This is a genomic window from Allosphingosinicella sp. (assembly GCF_036387215.1).
In the GTDB taxonomy this organism is placed as follows: Bacteria; Pseudomonadota; Alphaproteobacteria; order Sphingomonadales; family Sphingomonadaceae; genus Allosphingosinicella.
On record NZ_DASVUE010000410.1, the window covers coordinates 1 to 24,347 of the forward strand.

Consider the following 24,347-nt stretch of genomic DNA (forward strand, 5'->3'; position numbering starts at 1 on the left):
GACATGATCGAGGTCGGCATCCCTTTCTCCGATCCGATCGCCGACGGCCCCACCATCCAGGCTGCCGCCGACCGGGCGCTTGCCGGCGGCGCCACCCCCGCCGCCTGCTTCGAAATCCTTCGCGCCTTCCGCTCCCGCCACGCGGAGGTGCCGGTGGGCGTGCTCACCTATGCGAACCTCGTCCTGGCGCGGGGCCGCGACGCCTTCTACCGCGCCTGCGCCGCAGCGGGCGTGGACAGCGTGCTCGTGGCCGACGCGCCGGTGATGGAGGCGGAGCCGTTCGCTGCCGCCGCGGGCATGCATGGCGTCGATCCGGTGCTGATCGCCGCCCCCAACACGCCCGAGCACACGCTCCGGCGGGTTGCCGAGCTCGGCCGAGGCTACACCTATTGCGTCGCCCGCGCCGGCGTCACCGGTACGGAAACGGAGATGGCGCTCAATCATGAGGCGCTGCTGCAGTCGCTCCGGAATTTCGACGCGGCGCCCCCCGTGCTCGGCTTCGGCATCTCCCGGCCGGAGCATGTCCGCGCAGCCCTGGAAGCCGGCGCCGCGGGCGTCATCTCCGGCTCGGCGATCGTGAAGCTCATCGAGGCCGAAGCCGATCCCGCGCCCGCGGTGCGCGCGTTCGTCGCGGCCATGAAGGAGGCCACGCGCTCGTCGGCACAGATGCCGCCGCCGCTCGTCACGAGCGCCGGAGAGGCGTAGAAGCGCTTTCCCGAATCGATCGCAGGAGTGTGCGAATGAGATTTGCCGTGTTGTTTGCGTGGCTTGCCGCTTTTCTCGTCCAGCCGGCCGCGGCCGAGACGTCCCCGAAGCTCCAGCTTCTCGAGCAGCGCCTCAGCGCGATGGCTGCCGAGAATCCGGGCGAATACGGGATCGCGGCGATGGACCTTTCGACCGGCAGGACGATCAGCTTCAACGGCAATCAGGCCTTCCCGATGGCGAGCACGATGAAGATCGCGGTCGCCGCCGCCTATCTGGCCGAGGTGGATGCGGGCCGCCGCAGCCTCGAGGACGAGATCGGCTCAAGCACCGCGGGCAGGCTGATGGACGCGATGATCACGCGCAGCGACAACCGCGCGACCGACCTGCTCATCTCCGCTCTCGGCGGGCCCTGGGCAGTGAACCAGTGGCTGCGGACGAACGGCCTCGCCGGCATTCGGGTGGACCGGACGATCGCGCAGCTGCTCAGCGACCGGCGCGACCTTCGCGACGTCAGGGATTCGAGCACTCCGACCGCGATGCTCGGGCTGCTGCGCGTGATCGACGGTGGCACTGCGCTGAAGCCCGAGAGCCGCTTCCTCCTCCTCGACATGATGCGCCGCTGCAGCACCGGCTCGAACCGGATCCGCGGCATCCTTCCGCCGGGCGCGCGCGTGGAGCACAAGACCGGCACGCTGTCGGGCTATACCGGCGACGTCGGCTTCCTGACCTCGCCCACGGGTCGCCGGATCGCCGTCGCCTTCTTCGCACGCGGCGGCGAGAACCGTCCTGCCGTGATCGCAACCGCTGCGCGGATGATCTACGACGGCTTCGAAGCGGACCAGCCGGCCGATCCCCAGGGGCGCTATCCAGCGGTTCCGAGCGCGGGTACTTCCACCGTCCACACGCCGGACCGCTCGCCCGCTCTCGTCAATTGAGGTGCCAACCGGGCGCGAATTTGGAAGAATGGTGACCCCCACGGAAATTGAACCCGTGTTTCAGCCGTGAAAGTCGATCCCGTGGAAGGAATTGCGTCCACCCCCGTCCGTAGAAGTGCTTGAAAAAAGCCGTTTCTCGTAATATAGGTTCATCTTAGTCCGGGCACGTACACGGCTGTATATTTGACGTATATTTGACGGGTTGGGCAGAGGTGGGAAAGTCACTTACCGAGTCTCAGCTTACCACGCGCAGCGCGAGAGACAAGCTCGCGCGCGGCACTCACTGGCGCGCGATCGATCCGGACGTTCATCTTGGCTATCGCAAAGGCGCGCGGGGCGGCCGCTGGCTCGTCCGATGGTACACCGGCGGACAGAAGTATCGGCAGGTCACGCTGGGCACGGCTGACGATGCCATATGCGAAGGATCTCTCAGCTTCGAAGCCGCGGCCAAGCGGGCGCGGGAACATGTCACCGGATATAGAGAGGCTGTCGAGGCTGCGGGCGGCGGAACGGCGGCAACTCTTCGGACGGCGGTCGAGCAGTATATCGCGATGCGCGACGCGCGCGACCGGGCGCGGGAGCAGCGACCTGTCCGGTCCGACGCCTCCCGAAGACTAGGACGTTATGTCTTCGACGATCCCCTGGCCGACCTTCCGCTGCACCAGCTTACAGATGCCGCGCTCCGGGCTTGGCGGAAGCGGTTGAAGCCGGAATTCACACCCGCGACCGTGCAGCGTCTCTCCAGTGACCTCAAAGCAGCCCTCAACGCTTTCTACGTCGAGAACAGGAGAGGTCTCCCGGCGGATTTCGCGGAGACTGTTCGGATCGGACTCAGGAGCCCTCCGCAGGAAGTGCCGACGGAGCCTAAATCTTATCAGGCCCAAATGCTGACGGACCAGGAGGTGCGCACAATCGTGCAGGCCTCGATGGAGCAGGATGAGACCGGCGATTTTGGCCGGCTGGTCCTGGTGATGGCGGCGACGGGGGCGCGGTTCGCCCAGGTGAAACGCCTGCGGGTGGAGGACGTGCAGCCTGAGCTTTCCAGGATCATGATGCCTGCCAGCCGCAAGGGCAAGGCAAAGCGGATCAGCTACATAGCGGTTCGGGTAGGCCATGACGTTCTCGCCGCCCTGGAGCCCGCCGTCAAGGGACGGGATCCCAGTGAGCCGCTCCTCTGCCGGTGGCGCCATGTACAAATTAGCCCGACCAACTGGCAGCGGGTCAGCCGCGGCCCTTGGTACTCGCCGTCCGAGATGCTCCGCCCGTGGCATTCGGCTTCCGCCAGTGCAGGCCTGCCAGGAAAAATACCATATGCCCTGCGTCATTCATCGATCGTGAGGGCGATCCGCACCAATCTTCCGATCAGACTGGTCGCTGCCCTTCACGACACGAGCGTGGTCATGATCGAGCGGCATTACGGAAGGTGGATTACCGAAGGGCTGGAGGAACTCGCCGCCAGAGCAATCATTCCCATCGTCCAACCGACCAGCGGTTCGCCCCGCGATCCGATCCTCGATGAGGCCGCCTGAATTCCCAGCGTTACGGCAGGCGCCGGCGCGTTTGGATGAAGAGCCGAAGACTATTCATCGGGACGAGCGTGATTGCGCCCACCTTGATCACCTCGATTTCGCCGGCTCCGACTAGCTCGTACAACTTCGACCGGCCGATCCCGGTGAGGCGACACGCATCAGCGATCCGAACGGCGAGCGGTTCCGGAGAGGCTGATGTGCCGGTAGAGATTTCAAACTTCGAACGGTTCGGGTGGTGCGCGCCTATGTCATCCATGCCTACCATAATCGCGCGCGGCCGCCCTCAAGCGCAGTACGCTTTCGCCGCATCGAGGCGTTCCTCGGCGCAATGTCGGCTCCTTGCGAAGGCCGTCTGGTTCTAGCCACTGAGCTGAAGGTCACAGAGCACGCAGGGGCGGCGGGGTAGGTGCATCTCCTCCCCCTTGAGGAACCGCGCCCGCACCCGCATCTCCGGCCCCAACTACAAGGTCTTGTTGCGCGCCTCCATCGCCCGCGGCGGCCCATCGCCGCCGCGCACGAGCCGGATGAGCTTTCCGTCGTCCTCATCGGTAAGAACATAGAGCTGGCCGTCGGGCGACTGCTTCACGTTACGAAGCCGAACAGGTGCATCCTCCAGCAGATATTCGACCCCGCGTACATCCTCCCCCTCGACGTCGAGACGCATCAGATAGCCTCGCCTGAGCCCCGCTACCAGGAGGTCGCCGCGCCATTCCGGGAACGCCGTGCCACTATAGAAGGTCAAGCCGGTGGGGGCGACCGTCCGTCCGGTCCAAACATGCTGCGGATCCGTGAACGTAACGCCAGGACGCGAAGGAGGCGCATAGCCCTGGCTCCGGTAGCCGCCCGAGGTGCGGTTGGGCCAACCATAATTTGCTCCAGGCCTGAGGATGTTCACCTCATCCCCGCCGATGGTGCCATGTTCTGAGAACCAGATGCGCCTTCCGCTAGGCTGAAGCGCAAAGCCCTGCGTCGCTCGGATGCCCATCGCGTAAACGCCCGGAACGGCGCCGGCGCCGAGGGGAGGATTATTCCGCGGAATGCTGCCGTCGAGGTTCAGTCTGTAGATCTTGCCGCGTCGGTCCGTGATATCCTGCGCCACGGGAAGTGGCGGGTTTTCACTCTCGGCATAGTGACGTTCGCCCACCGAAAGGTAGAGCTTTTCATCAGGGCCGATCAGAAGCCCGCCGCCGTAATGGAACCGTCCCTCCCGCCGCGGCCCGGCCTCCAGGAGCGTTTGGACATGACGCAAGCCGTTTCCTTCAAGCACTGCACGGATCAGCTTGGTCGCGGTGCCGCCCGGCCCCTTGGCGGCATAGCTGATGAAGAGCACGCCGTTACGACGAAACTTAGGATGGAGCACAACATCGAAAAGGCCGGAATTGTCGCCCCGCTCCCGGCGCTCGATGTCGATGTCATTGGGCAGTCCCGATACGCTCGTTCGCTGCCCGTTCGCCTGGATCCGGATGAGGCCGCCCTGCTTTTCAGTCACAAGGAAGCCGCCGCCCGGCATGAACGCAAGCCCCCATGGCCGCTTCAGTCCGCTCGCGACGACGTCCCTTTCGATGGGAACTGGGGAGCGGGGCTCCGCGGGCTCGTTCTCCCGTTCACCCTGCGCATAGACCATCGCGGCGCCGGTCATCACGAGCAGGCCCAGCGACGCTCTTCTGAACGTTGTTCTGGTCAAGCCCTAGTCCTTCCGCCAGCACGGCTAGCTTGCACCTCTTTGACGAAACTCGCTTCCTCTCGTCGCTGGGATTGGCTTCGATGAGAACAAGGCTCCATCTGATCGGTTGAAAGACACTTCCGTCGCTTACGCTGCGAGGCGCTGCGCTCGTGGAACGAAGCTACTGCGCCCGACCGGCTGAAGTTCGCAGATCGGGTGTCAGCGAAATCAAGCTCACACTTCCTCCGACGGGCACCGGGTGACGGCACCATCAATTCGAGACCGGAGACACATGAGCCGCCACAGCCTGCCAACAACCACTCCTTCTTTCATAAATGTCGATATAGCGTGTGCTCGAGATCGTCTCCGGCTCAGCGCCGAGTTGCAGCCGAGTGGTCGAGATGCCACTCACGACCGCCATGTTCCCGTTCGAGCGAATTTGTAGATCCTTCCAGCTGATTTCTTTGACATTGCGGCGCGGGTCCAATGTCGAGGCAATGATCTGCGCCTTCGACCGGGCGTGTCCGAAGTAGTTTCCGACAAAATCGTCCGCGAGAATCTCTTCGAGAGCCTTGCTGTCGCGCCTCTCGTAGGCTTTGAACCAGCGCGAATTGAGCTGTTCCAGCTCTTGCTGCTCTTCTGCGTGCGGCCTTTCGCTCCCACGACCCTGCCCCTCAGATGCTCCGGTTCCCTTCCCAAGCTGCGGGGTTCTACTCTGCCCCCGTTGCGAGGCGCGGCAGGCTTCCGAGATTCCCAGCGGCGATGAGTCCTCGTTCCGGATAACAGCTTGCGACCCGCTCTGGCCCTGAAGAAGATCGCGGTCGGCGACCGAGAACATGGACAACAAGGCCCCGTTTGCGAGGAAGATCATCAAGCTGGTCACGACACCGGCACTCCCGGAATTGGTAGGAAACATTTTCCACCAATGGGCAGACCATAGACGGTTCCACTACAAATGTAAGGGCTAATATGTTTCGATAGCTGTGCAGCGGAGCACGAAGAGACGCGCAGCGGGCCGAGAGTTCGGCCCGCAGGCTTGCCGCCTTCTTGACGTCTTAAAGCAGGCGACGGTTCGCGTGTAAAGCAGACCACCTTTCGCCAGATGCCTCGTGCAGCCCCCCGCGTGGTAGGCGGCGAACAAGCCGGATAACGGAACCGGCCGCGCTGGCCGATCGGGACCATCCACTACTCGGCTACGGCGGTGAAGCGGACGATCGCGCATCCACAGGCGCTGTGACCGATTCCGCGTCACCCTGGACCGGTGCCGGGAGTGTCACGCCATTTTGTGTTCAGATCAATTGAGTGAGCAGCGAGGTGCCAATTGTCCGCGAGTGGCCGGGGCGGCGCTCGCCTCAAATTTTACCCCGCCCCAGCGAGCTACCCGAGAGACAGCGGTTCAGGACCTCGAGCATCGCCCGCTTCTGCTCCGGCGATGCCGCGTCCGACATTTCGTCATGCCGGACATCCTTTAAGCCGACGATGACCATATCGAAACGCTGGCGGTCATCTGGGGACGGCAGCACACCCTCGTCCGCCGGTCGGTCACTCGATCGGGCCGAGCAAATGCGAGGCCTTTTCGTCCGAGAGAGCGGCATGCGCCGGTTGTCGAGGGAGAACACGGCTTCGCCGACTTCCGGATGCAGCATGGCGAGAAGCATCGAGATGTCACCCCCATGAGCCGACCTCGTCGGGCACGACCGGTCGCCGAGTTCCTACATTCTGTATCTGGCTTTATGGCGCCTGTCGGGCGCCCCTCAGCCACGAGCGGTCTCGCTCAGTCTCCGCGAGCTCGCAGCTTTCACAGGGTTACCGAAAACCTCGGTGCAGCGCGCTGTCGCGCATCTGCAACGCCGCGGACTGATATCGGCGACGAAGCCTAACGCGACCAGCGCCCCGCACTACAGGCTGCATCGGCCCTGGCTGCGGTAGCCCGTCCAAGTAACAGCTGGGGCGCCGGCACTGCGGAGGGGTCGTACCACTAGTCGAACTGGACTTGTTGAGCGGGACCGGATCAGCTCACCGGGCCCACCCTGCCAGCTCGTTCCGTACCCGGGTCGCAACTGAACTCCCGACCGGTTCCCGCAGCCATTGATATTCCAGATGCCGCGCCATGGCCCGGGCAAGCCAAATGCCCGCACGAGGGGCGGCAGCGGAGGTTCTTCTTACAAGCTCAATGACCAGGCCGGCATTGCGTGGAACACGCTTCGCTCCATCTCCTTGGACTTCGCCGGATCGTGGGGGAGCGCCTGCTCAGATGATGCTGATGCTAATGCGGAACGGGCGCGATGCTGCTCAAGATCTTATCTAAGATCTCACGGCACCCGCTCTTGTTGCCGAGGACGACCACCGTGTATGGCGCCGGCATATCCCTGATGATGCTAAGTTGGGAGCAGGTGCCCGGCGCTCCGCCGCCATGACCATAAACGTCTCGCTCGCCGGCATCGAAGGACATGGCATAGCCATAACGGGGCGAGCCGAGTTCTGGCTTGCGGGTGGAATGGATCCGCAAAGTATCCCGAGAGACCACCTGTCCCGCTTCGAGCGCATTGGCGAAGCGCAGGAGGTCGCGGGCGCTTGAAGCCGCATCGCCGGCCGGTCCGCCCCACCGGGTGCGCATCTTGGGTACCGCCGCCTCGAGCTTGTTGTTGCTCGAAAGGACGCTGTCATAGGGAAGCGCAAGATCCGGCGCCCCGACATCATATTCCGGAAAGCCGGTGCGGCTAAGCCCGAGTGGCCGCAGCATGGTCTGTTCCATATAGGTGAAGTAATTCTGCCCCGTCACCAGCTCGATGACCCGACCCAGAAGCAGGATTCCGGTGTTGCTGTAGCTCCACTTGGTACCAGGCTCGAACTCAAGCGGCCGGCGCTCCAAGACGCCCATTCCGGCGCTGACATCGCCGCGTTTCTGGGCATTGTGAATGAGCGGTGGAAAGAAGCTGCCGAGGCCGGACGTGTGGCTGAGAAGATGCTTGATCCGGATCTTCTTGGCGCTTTCTGCGTCCGGATAGTCGGGGATGAACTTGGCGAGCGGGTCATCATAGCTGAGCTTGCCCTGCTCGACGAGACGGCCGATTGCGAGACCGGTGAAGATCTTGTTGAGACTGCCAAGGCGAAAGCGAGTGTCGAGCTTGTTGGGGATGTGCCTCTCACGGTCCGCCAGACCATAAGCGCGTTCGAAAATTGGTTTTCCGTCTTTGGCAACCAGCACAACTCCGGAGAAAAGCCCGGCATCGGCAAGTCGCTTGGTATAAGCCGCGATCGCCTTCACCCGCTCGCGGTCATCCTTGAAGCCTGCCGGCTTTTCGCCCGCAATCCGCTCCGTGCCAAATCCTCGGAACCCATGAGGAGACGACGGATCGACGGCAAGGAATATCTGTTCAACATTCTGAGTTAGTCTGTTGCGAACCCGAGCGACAGCTTCGCTGTCGCTACTCCGACGGACCTCCAACAGGTCGTATCCTCCCGACTTCTCCCGCAGGAGGAGGAGGTGGTGAAGAAAGTTGGGTGCTCCTCCCGGACCTGTCGTGAGGTTCGGATTGGCAGCAACGAAGCTGGCGATCGCTTCGTCTCCTTTGTTCACTGCATCGATGATGCCGCGAAGCCATTTGTCCGCTCCCGCGGTCGCATCGACGGCGGGGGCGGTCACATAGTACGCCGGCGGCTGGGCCGGAGCGCTCGTCGCGCCAGCAAGCATGATGCAGGCCAGCAACCCGGAAACCGCGCTGGTCGACACGAGCGAGATAGAATGCCACTTATACATAACCCTCCGAGGCCCAGAAGCGAGAACCGTCACGCGAAACAAACCGACTGTTGATCCGGCATTTGCTCGGGTCCCGCTGACAGTGTCAAGCCGATTGATGAGTGCTTATATTTCTCTTTGGAGGAGACCTCATTTGAAGATGATCGCGCCGCCTGGTTTGTGAGCTTCAACCTCGATCGAGATCCGAGCGTTTGCCCATGGCACCAAGAGCGGCTCCTGTTATCCGCTACAGTCTACGCCGTGGCCGCCGATCGAACCCTCGCGCTTGGATACCTGCTTTTCGCCGCCTTGACTGGCCAGGTCGCCGCTGTCTTGCTGGCGCCATGATCCGTTTCGGCGCCTGGAGCACTTTGCTGGCTGTGCTGGCATTGCAGATGGTGCTCTTGGCAGTCGTGGCGGGCCTCGCTCCGGCGAACCGCCGCGCGAACCACTTTCTAGCGGCTCTGCTCCTCGTGATGGCATCGATGATGCTTCCGTTCGTCCTCGGCTACGCCGGCTTCTACGATGCCTATCCCTGGCTGACAGCTGCACCGTTTTCGATCCCGCTCGCATTAGGGCCGCTCGCCTATCTTTACGTACGAGCACTCGTCGGGAGGCGGCGCGAACCTCTCTTCCATTTTGCGCTGCCCGCCGGCCAGTTCCTGTATCAATGCGTGCTCTTCACCTTTCCCACGGCGAGCAAGTGGTGGTGGGACGAGAACATTCACGAGCCCCTGATCGCACCGCCTCTTACCGCAGCTCTTCTCCTATCGATGGCCGCTTACACGACCGGCTCCTGGCGTGAGCTGCGAAGATACGAGACCTGGTTGAAGGACCGGCGGAGGAGCACAGCGCCGGCTCGGCGGCTGGGCGCCGGACTTGTCGTCCTGGCGGGCCTGCTCGTCGCCGAAGCCGGCTACGAACTGTTCGAGACTTGGGTTCGTCCTATCGACTACTTCGACCTGTTCGGCTTCTACGTCCTGATCGGTATCCTCGGCATCTTCTTGGGCCTGAACGGCTGGCGAAACTCGGACGTACCTGCTCCGGCCATTATCGACGTCCCCGAGCGCGACTGGTCCGCGCAGGGTGCCTGCTGGCTGCAGGAACTCCGAGCGAGCGACTGGTGGCGAGACCCCTCGCTAGACCTACCGGGCCTCGCGAGTCGATTGGGCACGAACGCGAACCACCTTTCGCGCGCTTTGAATGCCCATGCCGGCGGCTTTGCCGCGGCGCTGGCGACGCTGCGCGCCGAGGCGGTTGCCAAGGATATCGGGAGCGGACGAGAGGCGGACCTGCTCACCTTGGCTCTGGAAGCAGGCTTCGGATCAAAGGCGAGCTTCAACCGCGCCTTTCGAGTCCGGTACGGAAAGTCGCCCAGCGCCTACCGGTCGAGCCGGTAACGGCTCATCCCTTGAATCATTGCCATTGCGAAGTGCTCTGACGCGACCGCGACCCACCAAGTAGTCATGTTCCGCACTCCAATCGTCAGGGAGTGTCTCATGAACCTCAGCCGCCGTTCCGTTCTTGGTGCCTCCGCCGCCGCCATCGTCGCGGCGTCCCTGCCGCACCGCGCCGGCGCATCCGATCTCCCGCAGCTGAATGGGTCGGCCATTCGATCGGACCTGGACCTGCTTCGCCATGCTTATGAAAGCGTGCATCCAGGGCTAAACCGTTATCTGCAGCCGGGCGCTTTCGGCGCGCTGATCGACCGGGCGAAAATCTGGGCGGAACGCGACCGCACGCAGCAGGAAATATGGTTGATGCTCACGCGCCTCACCGCGGCTGTGCGCTGCGGCCATACCTATCCCAACCCGAACAACCAGACACGGGCAATCAAGGAAACGCTGCTTTCGAGGCGGGACCGGCTGCCGATCACCTTCAGATGGCTCGGAGCGCGAATGATCGTGACGGGAGGAAGGGGCGGGCAGAGCCCACTGCAGCCGGGCACCGAGATTCTCGCAGTGGACGGGATGACGTCGCGGGAGCTGCTGGCCAAACTCATGCCGCTGGCACGTGCCGACGGCTCCAACGATAGTAAGCGACTGGACCAACTTGGCATCCGCTCTCACGGGCGCTACCTTGCGTTCGATATATTCCGATCCGCGCTCATGCCGGAAGCCAGCGGGATCGTTCGGCTTCGCACGGCACCTCCGGCGGGACCGCCCCGTTCGATTGAACTGGGGGCACTGACCGAAGAGGAACTCCGTACCGCGCGCCAGGAAGGGCGGCCCGATCTCGGCTGGACGTTCGAGATCGATCATAACAATCTCGGGCGGCTCACGATGCCGACCTGGGTGACTTTCAATTCGCAATGGGACTGGCAAGCCTATCTCGACCGGATCGTGGACCGCCTGATCGACGAGCGCGCACGGGGTCTGATCCTCGACCTTCGCGGGAACGAGGGAGGCAGCGACTGTGGATGGCATCTCCTGGAGCGGCTCGTGCAACGCGACATAGCCTTGCCGGGGTTCGAGCGGCGCACGCGCTACCGCCGCCTTCCCGACGCGCTCCGCCAGGCGCTGGATACGTGGGACGACAGCTTCCGCGACTGGGGAGCAGCGGCGAGCGGTCCAGACTCGAGCGGCTTCTTCCGCCTTCAGCGCGAGGATGCCGATGTCGATATCCTGCGGCCCCGAGGCCGCCGCTTCGATAAGCCGATCGTCGTGCTGGTCGACGCGTCCTGTTCGTCCGCGACATTCCAGTTCGCGAATGCCGTGCGCCAGACGGGCCTTGCCACGCTAATCGGGGAGACGACAGGCGGCAACAGGCGCGGCATCAATGGCGGCGCCTTCTACTTCCTCAGGCTCCCGGCTACGGGTTTCGAGGTGGATCTTCCAATCATCGGTTTCTTCTCGGCAGGTCCGCAGCCGGATCGCGGCGTGGAACCGCATGAGTATGTGGCCACTCGGCAGGAGGATATCGCCGAATGCTTAGACCGGCAAATGCAGCGCGCCGCCCAGCGCTTCAGCTGATCCCGGCATCAACGGACGCTTCGATCTCCACGGCGTGCGCACGCCGCTCCCTTGGCCGCAGCGCGGGTTGTCCGCCCGACCACAGCCGAGCTGTAGATGAGCGCGTCGTTGAGGCGCTGAACCTGCTCATCGAGTGCGGCGATACACCGCGCTTGACCTCAACTTGGCATGAGGATGCATCAGGTCGGTCGCCGCCGCGACTCGGAGCGGCAACCGAGGAGTTTCATCTTATGCCGTCGAAGAGCCGCGCCCTCCCGAAGGCCGTAGCGGGTGACTCTAGAGACCGGAAGGCTACCCTGCGGCTCAACCAGGTCACGGTGCCTGCAGAGGATTATGAGCTTTCCTGTTCCTTCTATCGTGACTTGGGGCTGAAGCAGATCGTCGCAGCCCCTCCTCGATACGCTCGGTTCGAAGCCTCGAACGGAGCGACGTTCTCCATCCACGTCGACGGAAGCACCGCTTCCGCAGGGACCGTCGTTTACTTCGAGACCAACGACGTTGATCGCCTCATCGAGCTTCTTGAACGAGGAGGCGCCGAGGTCCTTTCGCCGGCGCAGGATCAGCCGTGGCTCTGGCGCGAAGCGCGGCTCAAGGATCCGGCAGGCAACATCATCTGCCTCTACACGGCAGGCAGGAATCGCCGCTTTCCTCCGTGGCGCCTAGGGGACCCGGCTCATCCTCCAGCCGATTGACACTCCTGGTTCGCGGCACTGCCGGTAGCATTGTCGGTGCTGAGCGAGCCGTATCGCAGCGCGCGAGGCGGCTGGCGTCTCCGATCGGTTGTCTGGGCCGGACACCTTCACATGAGGTGGAAAGCCGACGCCGCGGCGGGCGTGTCGGAAGCTCACAGCCATCACGGAATAGCCCGCGATGGTGAGCTCCAACGGCTCGCGGGGTCAGGGCTGTTAGCGAGCAGCCTCGAGCCGTAAAAGAGCCGCACGGCCAGAGTCGTTCGCCGGCTGGATCTCGAGGGAGCGGCGATAGGCGAGGATCGCCTCATCCAGGCGGCCGTTAGCGGCAAGTGCTTCACCGTAGCTGTCGTAGACGTTCGCGTCGGCCGGGTTGAGCATCAGGTTGAGCCGGAACGCCTCCAGTGCCAGCGTCTGATACCCGTTGCGCAGGAGATCGTAGCCGAGCCGGTTCATGCCTGCGGTGCTACTAGTCCATCGGGCCGTGTCGCCGCGTAAGCGGTTGTAGAGGATCAACGCGGCCGTTGGACCGGCCTCGACGAGAGCCCGGCCATACTCGCGCGTAAGGGAACGTTGGATAGTCAGCTCGAGCGGGGCCTCTCCATTCGCAACGTTTACGACTGATGCGAATTTTTGCGCAAAGCTGCCATCATCGGTGTTGTCGTACATCGCGACGAAGGCGCCGGTGTCGAGCGCCCGGTAAAGCATCGTTGCGATGCCCCGACTGTAGCCGGCATGGCCTATCAGCCGTCCGCGTGTCGGGTGACGGCAGACCTCCCACCCGAGCCCATAGGAGCAGCGGACGCCGTAGAGCGTATATTCCTCGGCCTCGATATAAGCGCGTCCGTCGTTGAATCGGACGGGAGTGTACGCTTCCTCCTGCGAGGCCCTAGAAAGAATACGTCCGGTGGCCAGCGCCCGGTCGAACCGCGCGAGATCGTCGAGCGTTGAGAACAGGTTCTGATCCCCAACAGTGCTGCCCAGATTATGGCCCTCGTACCTATATGGCCTCATCATGCGGGTGTCGCGATAGGCAAGACGCCGCATGTCCTCAGGCTTGGTACTATACATCACGGGCAGCACGTGACGAGTGACAGGCTCGATGTGCCGCCTAATGGCGCGGCTCCCAAGCACGTAGCTCGAGAACATTCCCGCCGGTCGGAAGATCCGGTCCCGAACGTACTCGCCAAAGGGCCGTCCGGAGATACGCTCGACGATCAGGGCAAGCAGCTGGTAGTTGGTGTTTGAGTAACGGAAGTCCGCGCCCGGCTCGAAGGGAAGCGGCTGCGTCCATGCCTGAAGCGCCGGAACCAGATCCGCGCCGGTGACCACATGGTCCGGCCGTTGCGCAATCAGCGGCTCGAACAGCTGCAGGCTCGGAAGGCCGCTCGTGTGGGACAGCAGGTGCCGGATCGTGATCGCGGCGTAGGGGAAACCGGGCAGATGGCGCACGACCGGATCGTCGAGGCGCAGGCGGCCGCGGTCGCGAAGCTGCAGCACGGCGATGGACGTGAAGGGCTTCGCTCCCGAAGCCAGCGGGAAAACCGACTGCGGGCTGATCCGAGAGCCGCTTCGAAAATCGGCCATCCCCGCTACGTGGCGGTAAGTGACACGTCCGCGCTCGGTGACGATGAGGCCTCCGTTAAGGAACGCCGGAAGCGCCGCATTCCGCTCTACCAGCCGAGCGAGGCTCCCAGAGGTTTGCACGGATGCTGGAGGCTGTGCCCATCCCGCGGATCCCCAGGCGAGAAAGACAGCGGAAACGATGAAACTGCGCATTGACTCCACCTCACGCATGATTGGCACCGGGCTAGCGGCCGATGCTGTTCCTGGATATAATTGCGCGTAATGTTCCGGTGTCGTGCCCATCACCCTCCGGATATGCCGCGTCAAATGGCTTTGGTCGACGAAGCCCCACCTCGGCCGCGACCTGTGCGATCTGTTCGCCGCCTAGCAGACGCCGGGGCGCCTCCATCACGCGCAGAAGGTTTTCGTAGGTGGCGGGTGAAAGACCGAATTCACGCGGGAAGCCGCGCAGCAGGTGAAACGGGCTGAGACCGATCGCTTCCGTGACTGCCGCCAGTGACAGATCGTCGCCTGCTGTCGGTGTCTGAGGCGTCCGCAGCCGATCAAAATGGGTCTGTCGGCCGACCGGCGTCGTGGCTGAGATAAAGCACGAGGCCTCACCGCCCGCTCTTCGTAATTGGCGGCGAGGCCGCATTGCTAGCTCGCCCAATCGGTGGCCAGGCTGATAATGGCTCGGCGAGGAATGTTGTAGAAGAAGCCTTCGCCGGCTACCGCCCAGGTGAAATCGTTGGTGATCGCGACGAGTTGTACTCGCAAAGTGGCGGGCGCGCCACGAACCCGGAACCGGTAACGTCCTCCGATCGAAGGAAAATTCCGGCCCGGGATGTTAAACGTGTTGCGGCGGTCTGCGACACGACTGCTATGGTTTTCGAAGCGTAGGTCGAACGACGCGCCCGGAAGCCAAGGTGGGCTGTAGTCAATCGCCACGCTCGCAAAGTGACCGAAAGAATCTACCGGCCGATGGCCGACCAGCCCTTGATCGACCGCATCACCGCTGATTTGGGAGTCGAGTAGAAGCAATCCAAGAACGATGTTGAGCTCCGAGACCGGCCTTCCAGATAACGAGACCTCAATCCCGCGATTCCGCAATTGCCCGAGGTTGCGGTAGACTTGCAGATTGTCGAGCCCGAAAGAAGGCTTCCGCACGTCGAAGGCGCCGGCGACGAGGCGAAGGTTGGCGGGAATGATCAGACGGAAGCCCGCATCGATTTGATTGGTCAGGATTGCCGGCGGCGCGTCGTCCCGATTGATCGCGTTTACCGGGGCAATCGGGCTTTCCTCCAAACCCCGCGCATAGCCCGCATAAAAGACAAGTGACCGCCCGGCGTTGACCGACACCGTGCCGTTCATCAACCAGGGACTGTCATCGGACACCGGCAGCGAACCTGTCGGCGTCTTTCCTGATTTGCGATACCACGTTCTCTGCAGACCGAGGCTGAGCTCGGCTACTCGGGGCCAAATACCCTGATAGCCAATACCTATTGTGCCCTGCCGCACCAGGTCGCGGGACTGGTCGCCGAAGGTGAAACTGGGGCGCGGAACATCGAGCGCTTCCTCCAGTCCCAACCTTCCAAAAGCGATTCTCTGACCTCCTCCGTAGCGCCGACTCTGTTGGCGGCCGCGTGCCGTGAGATGGATGATATGCCGGCGTTCATCCTCAACCAGCAGCCGCGAGGCCCGAAGCTCGCCCGATACGGACCCGAACCGCCGATCGCGCTCGGCAATGATGACCCGGTTTCCAATCTCATCCCGGCCCGTGTCCAGCAGAAGATCGCTGTAGGTCCATGGGTTGTCTACCAGTGACCGAAACAGGCCGCCGTTGAGGGTCCAGCTGCCGGTGCGCCCGGTGCCGGCAACTCCATAATTGACGGAGCGGGATTCGTTGTCGGTCCAATCCGGACTCAGCAGGCGCCGCCGCTCGATTTCTCGGGGCAGAAACCCGGTCGTGAAGACGATACGCTGGGCTTCTTGTTCGGTGCTGTCGTTGATGCTCCAGAAGGGGATAATTTCAACCTGCTCGTTCGGCCGCCAGCGTGAAATAAGCGCAGCCTGCAATATGGTCCTGTCATCACCATAATGAAGCTGCTCGAGTTCGTAGCTGCCGCCGCCAGCTACGCTGATCTTCTCGGTGAGCGGGGCAGCTCCATCCACCTCGACCCGCACCCCTCCGAACGTGTTGGCGATGAGAGCCGTACTAAGGACGGTAGTGCTGCCCGGCACGCGAAGTGAAAAGTCAGCTATCCCCGTAGGCGCGATGAACGGATAGCCTTGGGCACCCAAACCCACCCGCATCGTCGAGCTGGCAACCAAGCGATCGGATAAAGGAGCCTGCAGGTCGAAATAGAGGCCCTGGATCCGAACATTGCCGGCCGCGATCGGACTGAACCCACGCGCGCTGCTCGGATTGTAGAGGCCAACCCGTTCATTTCCGACGCTGCTTCCGAACGCGTCTTGCGCCGAGCTTACGGCATTTTCGTTCGCGCGCTGAGCGGCTGCTGGTGTTGCGGTTGCGAGTATCAGGACAGCGACGGCGCAGCGAATGCAACGGTGAACCATGAGCGCATCTCCTTGTCCCGTGAGGGGGGAGATTTTGTCGCCGCAACTGGAAAGTCATCATCGACGAGGGGCTGATGCGTCTCGACGACGGTCACCGTCGCTTCAAAAACGTAGTGGTACGCTGATCTCTGCGCGAAAGCCGCTCGGCACCGCCGCGACCGTAGTCAGCAGGCAATCTTCGCCATAGCGCGCTCGCAAGCGGTTGCGGACGTTGTTGAGGCCGACACCGGTGCCATTGCGCGCTCGTGAAGACGCTGGAGCTCGAACCGCATCATCGGCAACCGACAGAATGAGCCGCCCGTCGACAGCCGCCGCATGTATCGTAATGGTTGTTTTGGACGCCGACCGTGCAACACCGTGCCTCACCGCATTTTCCACAAGCGGTTGGAGGATCAGATTGGGGACCAACGCTCCGCGCAGCTCCGCGGGGATTTGGATAGATACCGAGACTCGTTCGGGAAATCGAACACGTTCGATTTCGAGATAGAGGGCCTGAAGCGCGGCCTCATCGCTGAGCCGAACTTCGTCGGTCGGCTCGACAGCGAGGCTGGCACGGAAGAATTCCGACAGGTTCAAAACCATGGCCTCTGCTTGGGCTTGATCTTCGCCAATCAGGGCTGCGATTGAATTGAGTGTGTTGAACAGGAAGTGGGGGTTGATTTGGTACCGCAGCGCGCGGATTTTGGCCTCCTGGGCTTCAGCCAAAAGCGCTGATGCCCAGCGCTCCTGCTCTCGTACCGTGATGCTGTAGCTCAAGGCCAGGTAGGCAGTTATGAAAGCGAAATAGAAGAGGTACCAGTAAAAGGATTGGTAAAGGACATAGGATGTCCGCGAAGGAACCTTCCCAGCGTCGAGGTTGTGCAGGAAATTCGCCCATATCGTCGCGTGCACAACCGCCGCAACGATCGAAAGTGCGGCACCGAAAAGTGCTTGCTTGAGGAACCGCATCCCACGCAGCCTGCGCATAATGCCGAACATCGCGTAGCAGACCAACGCCCCCGCCGGCAGAAGGAAGGCGCGTGCTCGGGCGATTTGCAGCTGATCCTGCATTTCCACCACCGCGACACGCGCGGTCAGCATCAGAAAATGAACGATGCTGAAGATCGCGATCAGCAGAAGCACCTTGCGATGCAGGTCTGGCGATGTCACATCCGAAATCTGCGCCGCGGCGGCTTCGCCGCTGTCGTGCGACCGGGTCAACCCATTCCCCCTCAGTTCGCATGATCCGCTCGGTGCCCGCCTCCTGGGGGCAAGCCTGCGCAGAATGGCGGGCGTCATCAGCGTATAGACGACGAACGGGCTTCATGCCAATGTCTGGCCGAACCTACCCATTTCCAGGGCCAAAGTCCCAACATGGTTTCGATGCCTTTGCGTATCATGATCGTCGAGGACGAGCCGCTGGCGGCAAGGCGCTTGATCCGTCTACTCGCCGGAATTGCTGATGCCGAGATCGTGGCGGTCGTCGAAAATGGGCAGGCGGCGCTGGCGAATGTTGAAACGGCACGCCCGAACCTGATGTTGCTCGACATCGAGATGCCAGAGCTCGACGGCTTCGAACTTTTGGAGAAGCTGCCTGCCGGTATCGCTCCCGCTATCGTGTTCGTGACCGCATTCGATAGCTACGCCCATCGGGCTTTCGACGTTCGGGCGGTTGATTTTGTGCTGAAGCCGGTTGCTGCCGAGCGCCTGGCTTCGGCGATCCGAAACGCCCGGCGCGATCTTGAAACGCGAGACGTCGAACGAAAGCTTGCTGTGCTTCAAGAGAAGGTGGCGGAAATGCGTCGCCAGCTGAATGGATCCAAGTCGGGTTACGAGCAGGAATTCTGGGTTCAGCAGCGTTCAAGAAGGGTCAGGATAGCGGCCTCGGATATCGACTGGATCGAAGCTGATAAGGACTATGTGAGAATCCACAGCGGTCCGAGTTCATTCATGGTATTGGGCTTGATGGCGGCAGTCGAGAACCGGCTCGATCCGGACGCCTTCATACGGATCCACAGGTCGGCGATCGTTCGCATCGACCGCGTGCGTTCCGTCAACCGTAGCCGTTACGGAGTGCTCGACGTTGAGCTTCTCGCTGGCACGAAAGTTCGGGTAGGGCGCAAATACGCCGCTCGAGTCAGGAGCCGGATCGCGGCAGGCGTTTGACTCATGCTTAGTTCCCTCGAGTGTTAGTTGGCCGCGGCGACTGTTGCGCCATGAGTTCTCGAGCAACCGCGCGTACGACTCGCGTCGGCTCTGTCGAGCTGTTGTTGGCGTTCGCCAAGGCTATGATCGTGAGATCCTGATCGGGGTAGCGGGCGTAGTAGGCGCGAAACCCTGGCAGGACGCCGGCATGACCAATTTCCCGCACGCCATTCACCTGCTCTAGGCGCCAGCCAAAGCCGTAAGGCACCTCCTCGCCATTGTTCAGGCGCGCGGCTGTCCACATCAGTTCACGGCTTCGCTGGGTGAGGATTGCTCCGGCCACGATGGATCGCTCCCATTTCGCCATATCGGCGGCCGTTGAGACAAATGCGCCGCTCGGACGGAGGGCGAGATAGGACTGCACATTCTGGAATCTGCCGTCCCTCCAGCCGTAGCCGGAGGCACGTAGCGGGATGATGTCGACGCGACTGGTCGGGCGGGTCGCCATCATTCCTAGTGGCCGAAAAAATCTCGTATCAATAAAGTTTTGCCACGGGGTCGCTGAGACGCGTGTGATCAGCTCCGCCAAGAGGAAGTACCCGGTGTTGCTGTACTCGAACCGCTCGCCGGGAGGAGCGTTGAGCGGGAGTGAATAAGCGGTTCTGAGAACCTCCATCACCGACTGATCCCGTTCGCCGTCAAATCCCGGCGCTTCCCGGACGAGACCCGAGGTGTGTGTGAGGAGGTGCCGCGCCGTGATTGGGCGCCATGCGTCCGGAACATCGCTTATGTAGTGGGAGACGCTCGCATCAAGGTCGATTTTTCCTTCCTGCACAAGCAGCATGACCCCCGCCGCGATAATCTGCTTACTAAGCGAACCGATGCTGAAGGCAGTCTCGGCCGTGACATGGGTTCGCTGTTCCAGGTTGGCGAACCCGTAATTGGATTGCCTCACAACCTCGCCGCGACGCAGCACGGTGAGTGACAGACCTGGGATGTGCTCCGCCGCCATGGCCGAACGCACAACCTCATCAACTGCGTCTGGTAACCGTGAGCGGGTCTCGTGAGCCTGGGAAGGGATGGCCCGGACTGGGCGCGCCCGCGTCCCAGCGCGCCCGACAAGAAGGCTGTGGCCTTGTGAGGTCGTGCTGGGCCCATTCGCCTGGCGAACTCCGTTCGTTTGAGCACTGGGAGCAGCGGCCGCCGGCGCCGCCGAAATCGAGTGAGGCCCAGTAAGCGCAAGCAGGAGTATCAGCTTCGCTGAAATTAACGGATTCCTCTGCATCTGCGCCTCCCCGGATTCACGTCCCGCACGCGCGGCGATGGCGTCGTCGAGTGTGACTGCATCACCATCGCTAGCGCGTCTGCTCGACGTTGCGCCACCCGTTGAGGCATCGCCTGCGCAGAACGACGAACGTCATCAACGAATAGACCACGGGCGTGCCCAATCGCGCGGTCCACCTGCGCCAGGCGCTTGGCTGCTGCGCGGTGGAACAGGTTGCGATGCCGAGGAAATCGCCTGGGCTTTCGTGTTCTATAAGAGCTGTCGTAATGTGGTACGAGGGGCCGGTGGTACTGGATTCACGCCGCGCAGCCGCTGCTCGGTGATGCTGAAGCCTGCTGGCGACCCCCGACGCCAAGGGGTCGAACAGGCCACCGGCGTTCATACACGGTTCACCAATCATCGCGATAAATATAAGTACTAATATACCTGGAGACGCACAGTGAGATTTGGTGAGGTGGCCGCGGTGGCGGTCTCTGTGGTGCTCGGTTTAGTTCCTGTTGGGCAGTCGCCGGTCGGGCCGCCGCCGACGGCGGCGGCGGCGAACGCCCCGGTCACGGCGGCGGAAGCGCGCGAGACAGCCGCTGAGTTCGCCCGCCTGGTGGAGGAGAACTATGTCGACCCAGTCAAGGCCCGCAGCTACGCGGCAGCCGTGCGTGCAGCCGCCGGCCGCGGCGCCTACGACGGTGCTGGAACCGTCCAGGCGCTGGCTGATATTCTGACTCGTGATGTCTTAGCCGTGGCTCCCGAAGGCCACCTGCGTGTGATGCCTGCAGGAGCGGACCAGGGCCCGGGGCCGCGGATGGTCATGCGCCGAGTGGGGGGGGCGCAGGAGGAGGAGACGGCGGCGCCGCTCGAGCCAGGCCCGGGCAAGCACATCGAAGAGGCGCGCTGGCTGGCCCCGGGAATCGCCTACATCCGCTTCACGCTTTTCGCTGGTGAGCCCGCAACGCGAGCGGCAATCGCAAAGTTCATGCGCGACCACGGGGATGCGAAGACCGTCATAGTCGACTTGCGAACGACCCGCGGTGGTTCGGCTAACGAAGTGGAAGAAATCCTCGGTTACTTTTTCGGGGAAGAGGCCGTCGTGATGAAGGCGGACATTCGTGAGTCGGTCCTTCAGAGGGCGTCGGGACCCAGGCCCCTCGGCCGACGGGCAGCACCGACCCAGCCCGGAGTGGTGACTATGGAGCATGTTGTCTCCCCGAATCCGTCGGAACGCCGGCTATTCGATGCAAAGGTACTCGTCCTAACCTCAGAGGGTACGGGATCAGCTGCGGAGCATTTCGCTCTCGCATTGAAATCCGCGGGACGGGGCACGCTGATAGGCGAAGTAACTGGCGGTGCAGGGAACTTCGCTCTCACTGGTCCGCAGCCAATTGGCTCACGCTTCACCGCCTTCATCCCGGTCGGCCGGACATACGATCCACGGAGCGGACGCGGCTGGGAAGGCACCGGCGTGGAGCCTAACATTGCCGTGCCAGCCCAACGCGCGTTGATCGAGGCCCTCACGCGGAGCGGCGTCGCGCCAGCTGAGGCCGAAAGGCTTTCCGCCTCCGTACAGCCGAGCGGGCCCATGCGACGTCCACGGCCTGCGGTCTAATTGGCAATACTACCAGGGGTCGATCTAGGCGCTGGCGCAAATCAGCGGGTCCGGCAGGATTTTGTATGCCGCCGCCTATTCGACGCCTTCGCCAGGGAGCCGATCCACCCTGTGGGTGCGAGACCTTGGCGACGTCATCGTGGCGTCCGCGCTGGACCGGCGCCAAAGCGGGTCCCGCAGAACTCTGCTCCGAGCAGCCGATCGAAGACAGTTGGAGCGCCCACTCTCCTCAGACCTCTCCGGCACCGGTTGGGGACTGCAGGGACACCGGGCGGCGATCCTTTGGACCTCGAACCATCATTGCCAATCTCCTGTGAACGATCCGCCCCCCGTCCGGACGGGCTGGAGGCGGCCGGCTCAGTGAGGCTCCTCAGTTAGACGCGTTGGGTCAGGGTGATCGCGGCGGAAAGTAGGGCGTGACTGCATATCCCTCTTGGGCAACCCCTCTGGCCAGTTTTCACAAAAATACGGTGGTCGTCCCCAGCCGGTGACGAGACGGTGCCCCCCCCCTGAAAGGCGGCCACGAGGAAGCAGCGACTGCGTGGCGACAGGGACGAGCAACTCGAACCGGTCGTGCGAGGCCGGCAGCGCCTTCGCGAATCTCGCGCTGGGGCCCCTGATGAAGGACCTCCTGCGCTTACGGGTTCATCGGCGAATATTGCGGTTGCGCCGCTGCGGACTCTCAGCTGGAACGCGCCGATACTGGGCTCCTCGATGAGGACCCCATCTTCAGGCTCCATCATGGAACTCCGGCGCCGCTGAGTGGCGCCCAGTCACTGACATCGAACGGCGCGGGTGGTGTGTCGGCTCGGAGTGGCTATTGAACCAAGGACCGAAAGCAATGGCAGAGCTGAGTTCGTTCGCCCCCCCCCCCGCCACCTCAGATCAGCGCTGCGCTGCAGCCTCGAGCCTCTCGACCCGATCCGCGGCCAGCCGGCGTACGCGGCGTCCGCTCATGGTCAACCCATCGATTTCGCCGGACGTCGTTCGGCTGAAAGTCACAGTCCCACGCGGGCCAACGAAGCGATCGCCTCCGACCGCTTCGAGCGGAATATCGTATTGGCGTGGCCACGAGAGCCTCAAGCGCCCATCGGAGACTCGTATCGTGTAAGTCATGTCGGTCTCGTCGCTGTAATATCGACCCGGAAATGCCTCCAGGGCGGCAGCGGCCGGCGGCGGCGACGTGAGACGGCTGAACACTCTGAACGTTGGCCACGCATCCCGGATTCGCAGTTCCGGCTGCGTGTGAGGCGGCGCGCCGGCCGCCGGCCGAACGAACCGCCATTCATGAGGCAAGTCGCTTGGCCGAAAAACATCGTCGCCGATCCGGACGAGCGGGGTGGGACTGCCGGTCTGTCGCAGCGAACCGTCCTTCCACTCGATCTGCACCACCTCATCGGTCGCCGCGCTCCAGTAGTTGCCAGCCAACGCCGATTCAGTGGCGTCCGAAGCCGCGACGGTCGGCGCGAGCGCCGGAGACCGCATCTGCCCTCCAAGATAGATATCAGCCAACCTGCGGGTGAGATCGACCGGCGCGATTGTGGAGGCGTTGCACAAGGCGACCACCGCAAGATTCTGATCGGGGAAAAGAACCGATTCTGCGCGATAGCCCCCATCAACGCCGTCGTGGCTCACCGTCCTTAGGCCGCGATAGTCCCCCAGTCTTAGGCCGCCCCCGTAGGTGGTCTTGAGGCCATCGTTCAATGTGCCGGAGGTCTGCATCCAGGCGACGAGCGCGGAGCCGCCGACGCGGCCGTCAATCAGGTTTCGTTGCCACTTGAGCAGATCGCCCACCGTGGTGAACAATCCATTGGAGCCGTAATGTTCGATTTGGGGAACGTTCCTGCTCCACCCGCCGCCCGCACGCCGGCTGTACCCGATTGCGCGACGAGGCACGACCTCGTTGTGGTCGTCACTGAAATGCGTGTCCACCATGGCGAGCGGCCCGAATATACGAGCCTCCGCGAACGCCTTCAGCGACTGGCCGGAGACACGGCGCACGATTAAGCCGAGCAGCGTGTAACCCGAGTTGCCGTAGACGATCTCGGAGCCGGGCTCGAAATTCAGACGGCGCTGTCGCGGCAGAACCCAGAGCACATCATCTTCCGTGGCGACATCGTCGCCGCGCCACCCGGCGAAGTTCAGCAGATGCCCCTGATCGCGCAGACCATTTGTGTGGTGGATTAGCTGGGCGACGGTGATCGCCCGCCCATAATCGGGCATTTCGGGCACGTATTTGCGTATGTCGTCATCGAGGGAGAGCTTGCCCTCCTGCGCCAGCAAGCCGATGGAGAAAGCAGTAAACTGCTTGGAGATGGATGCGACGGCGAAGATCGACTGCGGCGCAATCGGCACGGCGTGTTCCAAGTCGGACATGCCGTATCCCCGCACATAGTCCAGAGAGCCGTTACGGGACACAGCTACGGCGCACCCGGGAGTTTTCGTGCTGTTCCACGGATTGAAAATCGCATCAACTTGCGCATGCCGGTCCGAGGATTTTGCGTTATTGTCGTATGATCCACCGGCAGTCGACGGGCTAAGCGGGACCAGGCCTGCCGCAAGAAGAAGCGCAACCCTGACCTTGGTAAGCGAAAGCAACGTGTCCTCTGTCGTCCGTCGCATCTTTCTCCGTTCGCCCTCCACTCCGCGCACCGCCATCAACGTGCTTCGGCCCGCCTGCCTCCCAGTGCCCCCCAGGCGTAAACCGCTTTACCGATCACGATCTCGACCGTCCATTCCGCCGTCATGCGCCAGCCGTGAAGACACTCTTGAGGTCAGCAGGATGCATAGACAATCACGACCAGGAGATCTGCTTTGCATTCTTTGTGAGGGTTTCGCAGATTGAGATCTGCCCCGATGTTCTTCCCCCGGGCACGAAGGGAGACGAGGCCCGGGAGAAGGGGTGAACTGGCAACGGGCCAACCTGGTAACGAACTAATCCATCCAACCGCTGACCATTCGAA

General features: G+C 62.8%; 20 protein-coding genes. 9 read left to right on the forward strand and 11 right to left on the reverse strand.

Features of this window, described 5'->3' with window-relative positions:
* The 3 genes from trpA to VF662_RS15535 all read left to right on the forward strand — a co-directional run.
* A partial coding sequence (gene trpA / locus VF662_RS15525) for a tryptophan synthase subunit alpha (RefSeq protein WP_464142855.1) occupies positions 1-705 on the forward strand: 705 nt, incomplete at its 5' end.
* A gap of 35 nt (positions 706-740) precedes the next feature.
* Positions 741-1,640 carry a serine hydrolase gene (locus VF662_RS15530; RefSeq protein WP_464142856.1) on the forward strand — a complete coding sequence of 300 codons (900 nt, stop codon included), beginning with the start codon at positions 741-743 and terminating at the stop codon, positions 1,638-1,640.
* A gap of 212 nt (positions 1,641-1,852) precedes the next feature.
* On the forward strand, positions 1,853-3,169 hold the full coding sequence (locus tag VF662_RS15535) for a tyrosine-type recombinase/integrase (RefSeq protein WP_464142857.1): 1,317 nt from the start codon (positions 1,853-1,855) through the stop codon (positions 3,167-3,169).
* A 10-nt stretch (positions 3,170-3,179) separates the two neighbouring features.
* Here the strand turns inward: VF662_RS15535 and VF662_RS15540 are convergent, their stop codons facing one another.
* The 4 genes from VF662_RS15540 to VF662_RS15555 form a co-directional block, all read right to left on the reverse strand.
* A complete protein-coding gene (locus VF662_RS15540; protein WP_464142858.1) occupies positions 3,180-3,434 on the reverse strand; it encodes a helix-turn-helix domain-containing protein in 255 nt (84 codons plus the stop codon).
* 195 nt (positions 3,435-3,629) lie between these two features.
* Positions 3,630-4,853 carry a PQQ-dependent sugar dehydrogenase gene (locus tag VF662_RS15545; protein ID WP_464142859.1) on the reverse strand — a complete coding sequence of 408 codons (1,224 nt, stop codon included), beginning with the start codon at positions 4,851-4,853 and terminating at the stop codon, positions 3,630-3,632.
* Positions 4,854-5,103: 250 nt separating this feature from the next.
* Positions 5,104-5,715 carry a nuclear transport factor 2 family protein gene (locus VF662_RS15550; protein ID WP_464142860.1) on the reverse strand — a complete coding sequence of 204 codons (612 nt, stop codon included), beginning with the start codon at positions 5,713-5,715 and terminating at the stop codon, positions 5,104-5,106.
* A 469-nt stretch (positions 5,716-6,184) separates the two neighbouring features.
* Entirely contained in the window at positions 6,185-6,490 is a 306-nt protein-coding gene (locus VF662_RS15555) for a hypothetical protein (RefSeq protein WP_464142861.1), read from the reverse strand.
* 82 nt (positions 6,491-6,572) lie between these two features.
* Here VF662_RS15555 and VF662_RS15560 point away from each other — a divergent pair, with 82 nt between their 5' ends.
* A complete protein-coding gene (locus VF662_RS15560; RefSeq protein WP_464142882.1) occupies positions 6,573-6,761 on the forward strand; it encodes a MarR family transcriptional regulator in 189 nt (62 codons plus the stop codon).
* Between the two features lie 337 nt (positions 6,762-7,098).
* Here VF662_RS15560 and VF662_RS15565 read toward each other — a convergent pair whose 3' ends face one another.
* Positions 7,099-8,565, reverse strand: a complete 1,467-nt coding sequence (locus VF662_RS15565) for a serine hydrolase domain-containing protein (protein WP_464142862.1) — start codon at positions 8,563-8,565, stop codon at positions 7,099-7,101.
* Between the two features lie 350 nt (positions 8,566-8,915).
* Between VF662_RS15565 and VF662_RS15570 the strand changes: the two genes are divergently transcribed.
* The 3 genes from VF662_RS15570 to VF662_RS15580 all read left to right on the forward strand — a co-directional run bounded on the left by VF662_RS15570 (position 8,916) and on the right by VF662_RS15580 (position 12,235).
* The gene (locus tag VF662_RS15570) at positions 8,916-9,971 is read left to right on the forward strand and encodes an AraC family transcriptional regulator (protein WP_464142863.1); all 1,056 of its coding nucleotides are present in this window, start codon (positions 8,916-8,918) and stop codon (positions 9,969-9,971) included.
* A 99-nt stretch (positions 9,972-10,070) separates the two neighbouring features.
* Positions 10,071-11,543, forward strand: a complete 1,473-nt coding sequence (locus VF662_RS15575) for a S41 family peptidase (protein WP_464142864.1) — start codon at positions 10,071-10,073, stop codon at positions 11,541-11,543.
* Positions 11,544-11,773: 230 nt separating this feature from the next.
* On the forward strand, positions 11,774-12,235 hold the full coding sequence (locus VF662_RS15580; RefSeq protein WP_464142865.1) for a VOC family protein: 462 nt from the start codon (positions 11,774-11,776) through the stop codon (positions 12,233-12,235).
* A 213-nt stretch (positions 12,236-12,448) separates the two neighbouring features.
* Here VF662_RS15580 and VF662_RS15585 read toward each other — a convergent pair whose 3' ends face one another.
* The 4 genes from VF662_RS15585 to VF662_RS15600 form a co-directional block, all read right to left on the reverse strand.
* A complete protein-coding gene (locus VF662_RS15585) occupies positions 12,449-14,011 on the reverse strand; it encodes a serine hydrolase domain-containing protein (protein WP_464142866.1) in 1,563 nt (520 codons plus the stop codon).
* Positions 14,012-14,042: 31 nt separating this feature from the next.
* Positions 14,043-14,453 (reverse strand): helix-turn-helix domain-containing protein, encoded by a 411-nt coding sequence (locus VF662_RS15590; protein ID WP_464142867.1) that lies wholly within the window; start codon positions 14,451-14,453, stop codon positions 14,043-14,045.
* A 2-nt stretch (positions 14,454-14,455) separates the two neighbouring features.
* Complete coding sequence (locus VF662_RS15595) at positions 14,456-16,375, reverse strand: TonB-dependent receptor domain-containing protein (protein ID WP_464142868.1); 1,920 nt, start codon at positions 16,373-16,375, stop codon at positions 14,456-14,458.
* Between the two features lie 102 nt (positions 16,376-16,477).
* On the reverse strand, positions 16,478-17,575 hold the full coding sequence (locus VF662_RS15600; RefSeq protein ID WP_464142869.1) for a sensor histidine kinase: 1,098 nt from the start codon (positions 17,573-17,575) through the stop codon (positions 16,478-16,480).
* A 177-nt stretch (positions 17,576-17,752) separates the two neighbouring features.
* Between VF662_RS15600 and VF662_RS15605 the strand changes: the two genes are divergently transcribed.
* Positions 17,753-18,520 (forward strand): LytR/AlgR family response regulator transcription factor, encoded by a 768-nt coding sequence (locus tag VF662_RS15605; protein ID WP_464142870.1) that lies wholly within the window; start codon positions 17,753-17,755, stop codon positions 18,518-18,520.
* 7 nt (positions 18,521-18,527) lie between these two features.
* On the opposite strand, the gene VF662_RS15610 is transcribed toward VF662_RS15605, so the two are convergent.
* Entirely contained in the window at positions 18,528-19,784 is a 1,257-nt protein-coding gene (locus VF662_RS15610) for a serine hydrolase domain-containing protein (RefSeq protein ID WP_464142871.1), read from the reverse strand.
* 439 nt (positions 19,785-20,223) lie between these two features.
* On the opposite strand from VF662_RS15610, the gene VF662_RS15615 reads away from it, so the two are divergent.
* A complete protein-coding gene (locus tag VF662_RS15615) occupies positions 20,224-21,384 on the forward strand; it encodes a S41 family peptidase (protein ID WP_464142872.1) in 1,161 nt (386 codons plus the stop codon).
* Positions 21,385-22,269: 885 nt separating this feature from the next.
* Here the strand turns inward: VF662_RS15615 and VF662_RS15620 are convergent.
* Positions 22,270-24,042 (reverse strand): serine hydrolase domain-containing protein, encoded by a 1,773-nt coding sequence (locus VF662_RS15620; RefSeq protein WP_464142873.1) that lies wholly within the window; start codon positions 24,040-24,042, stop codon positions 22,270-22,272.
* Positions 24,043-24,347: the final 305 nt, after the last annotated feature.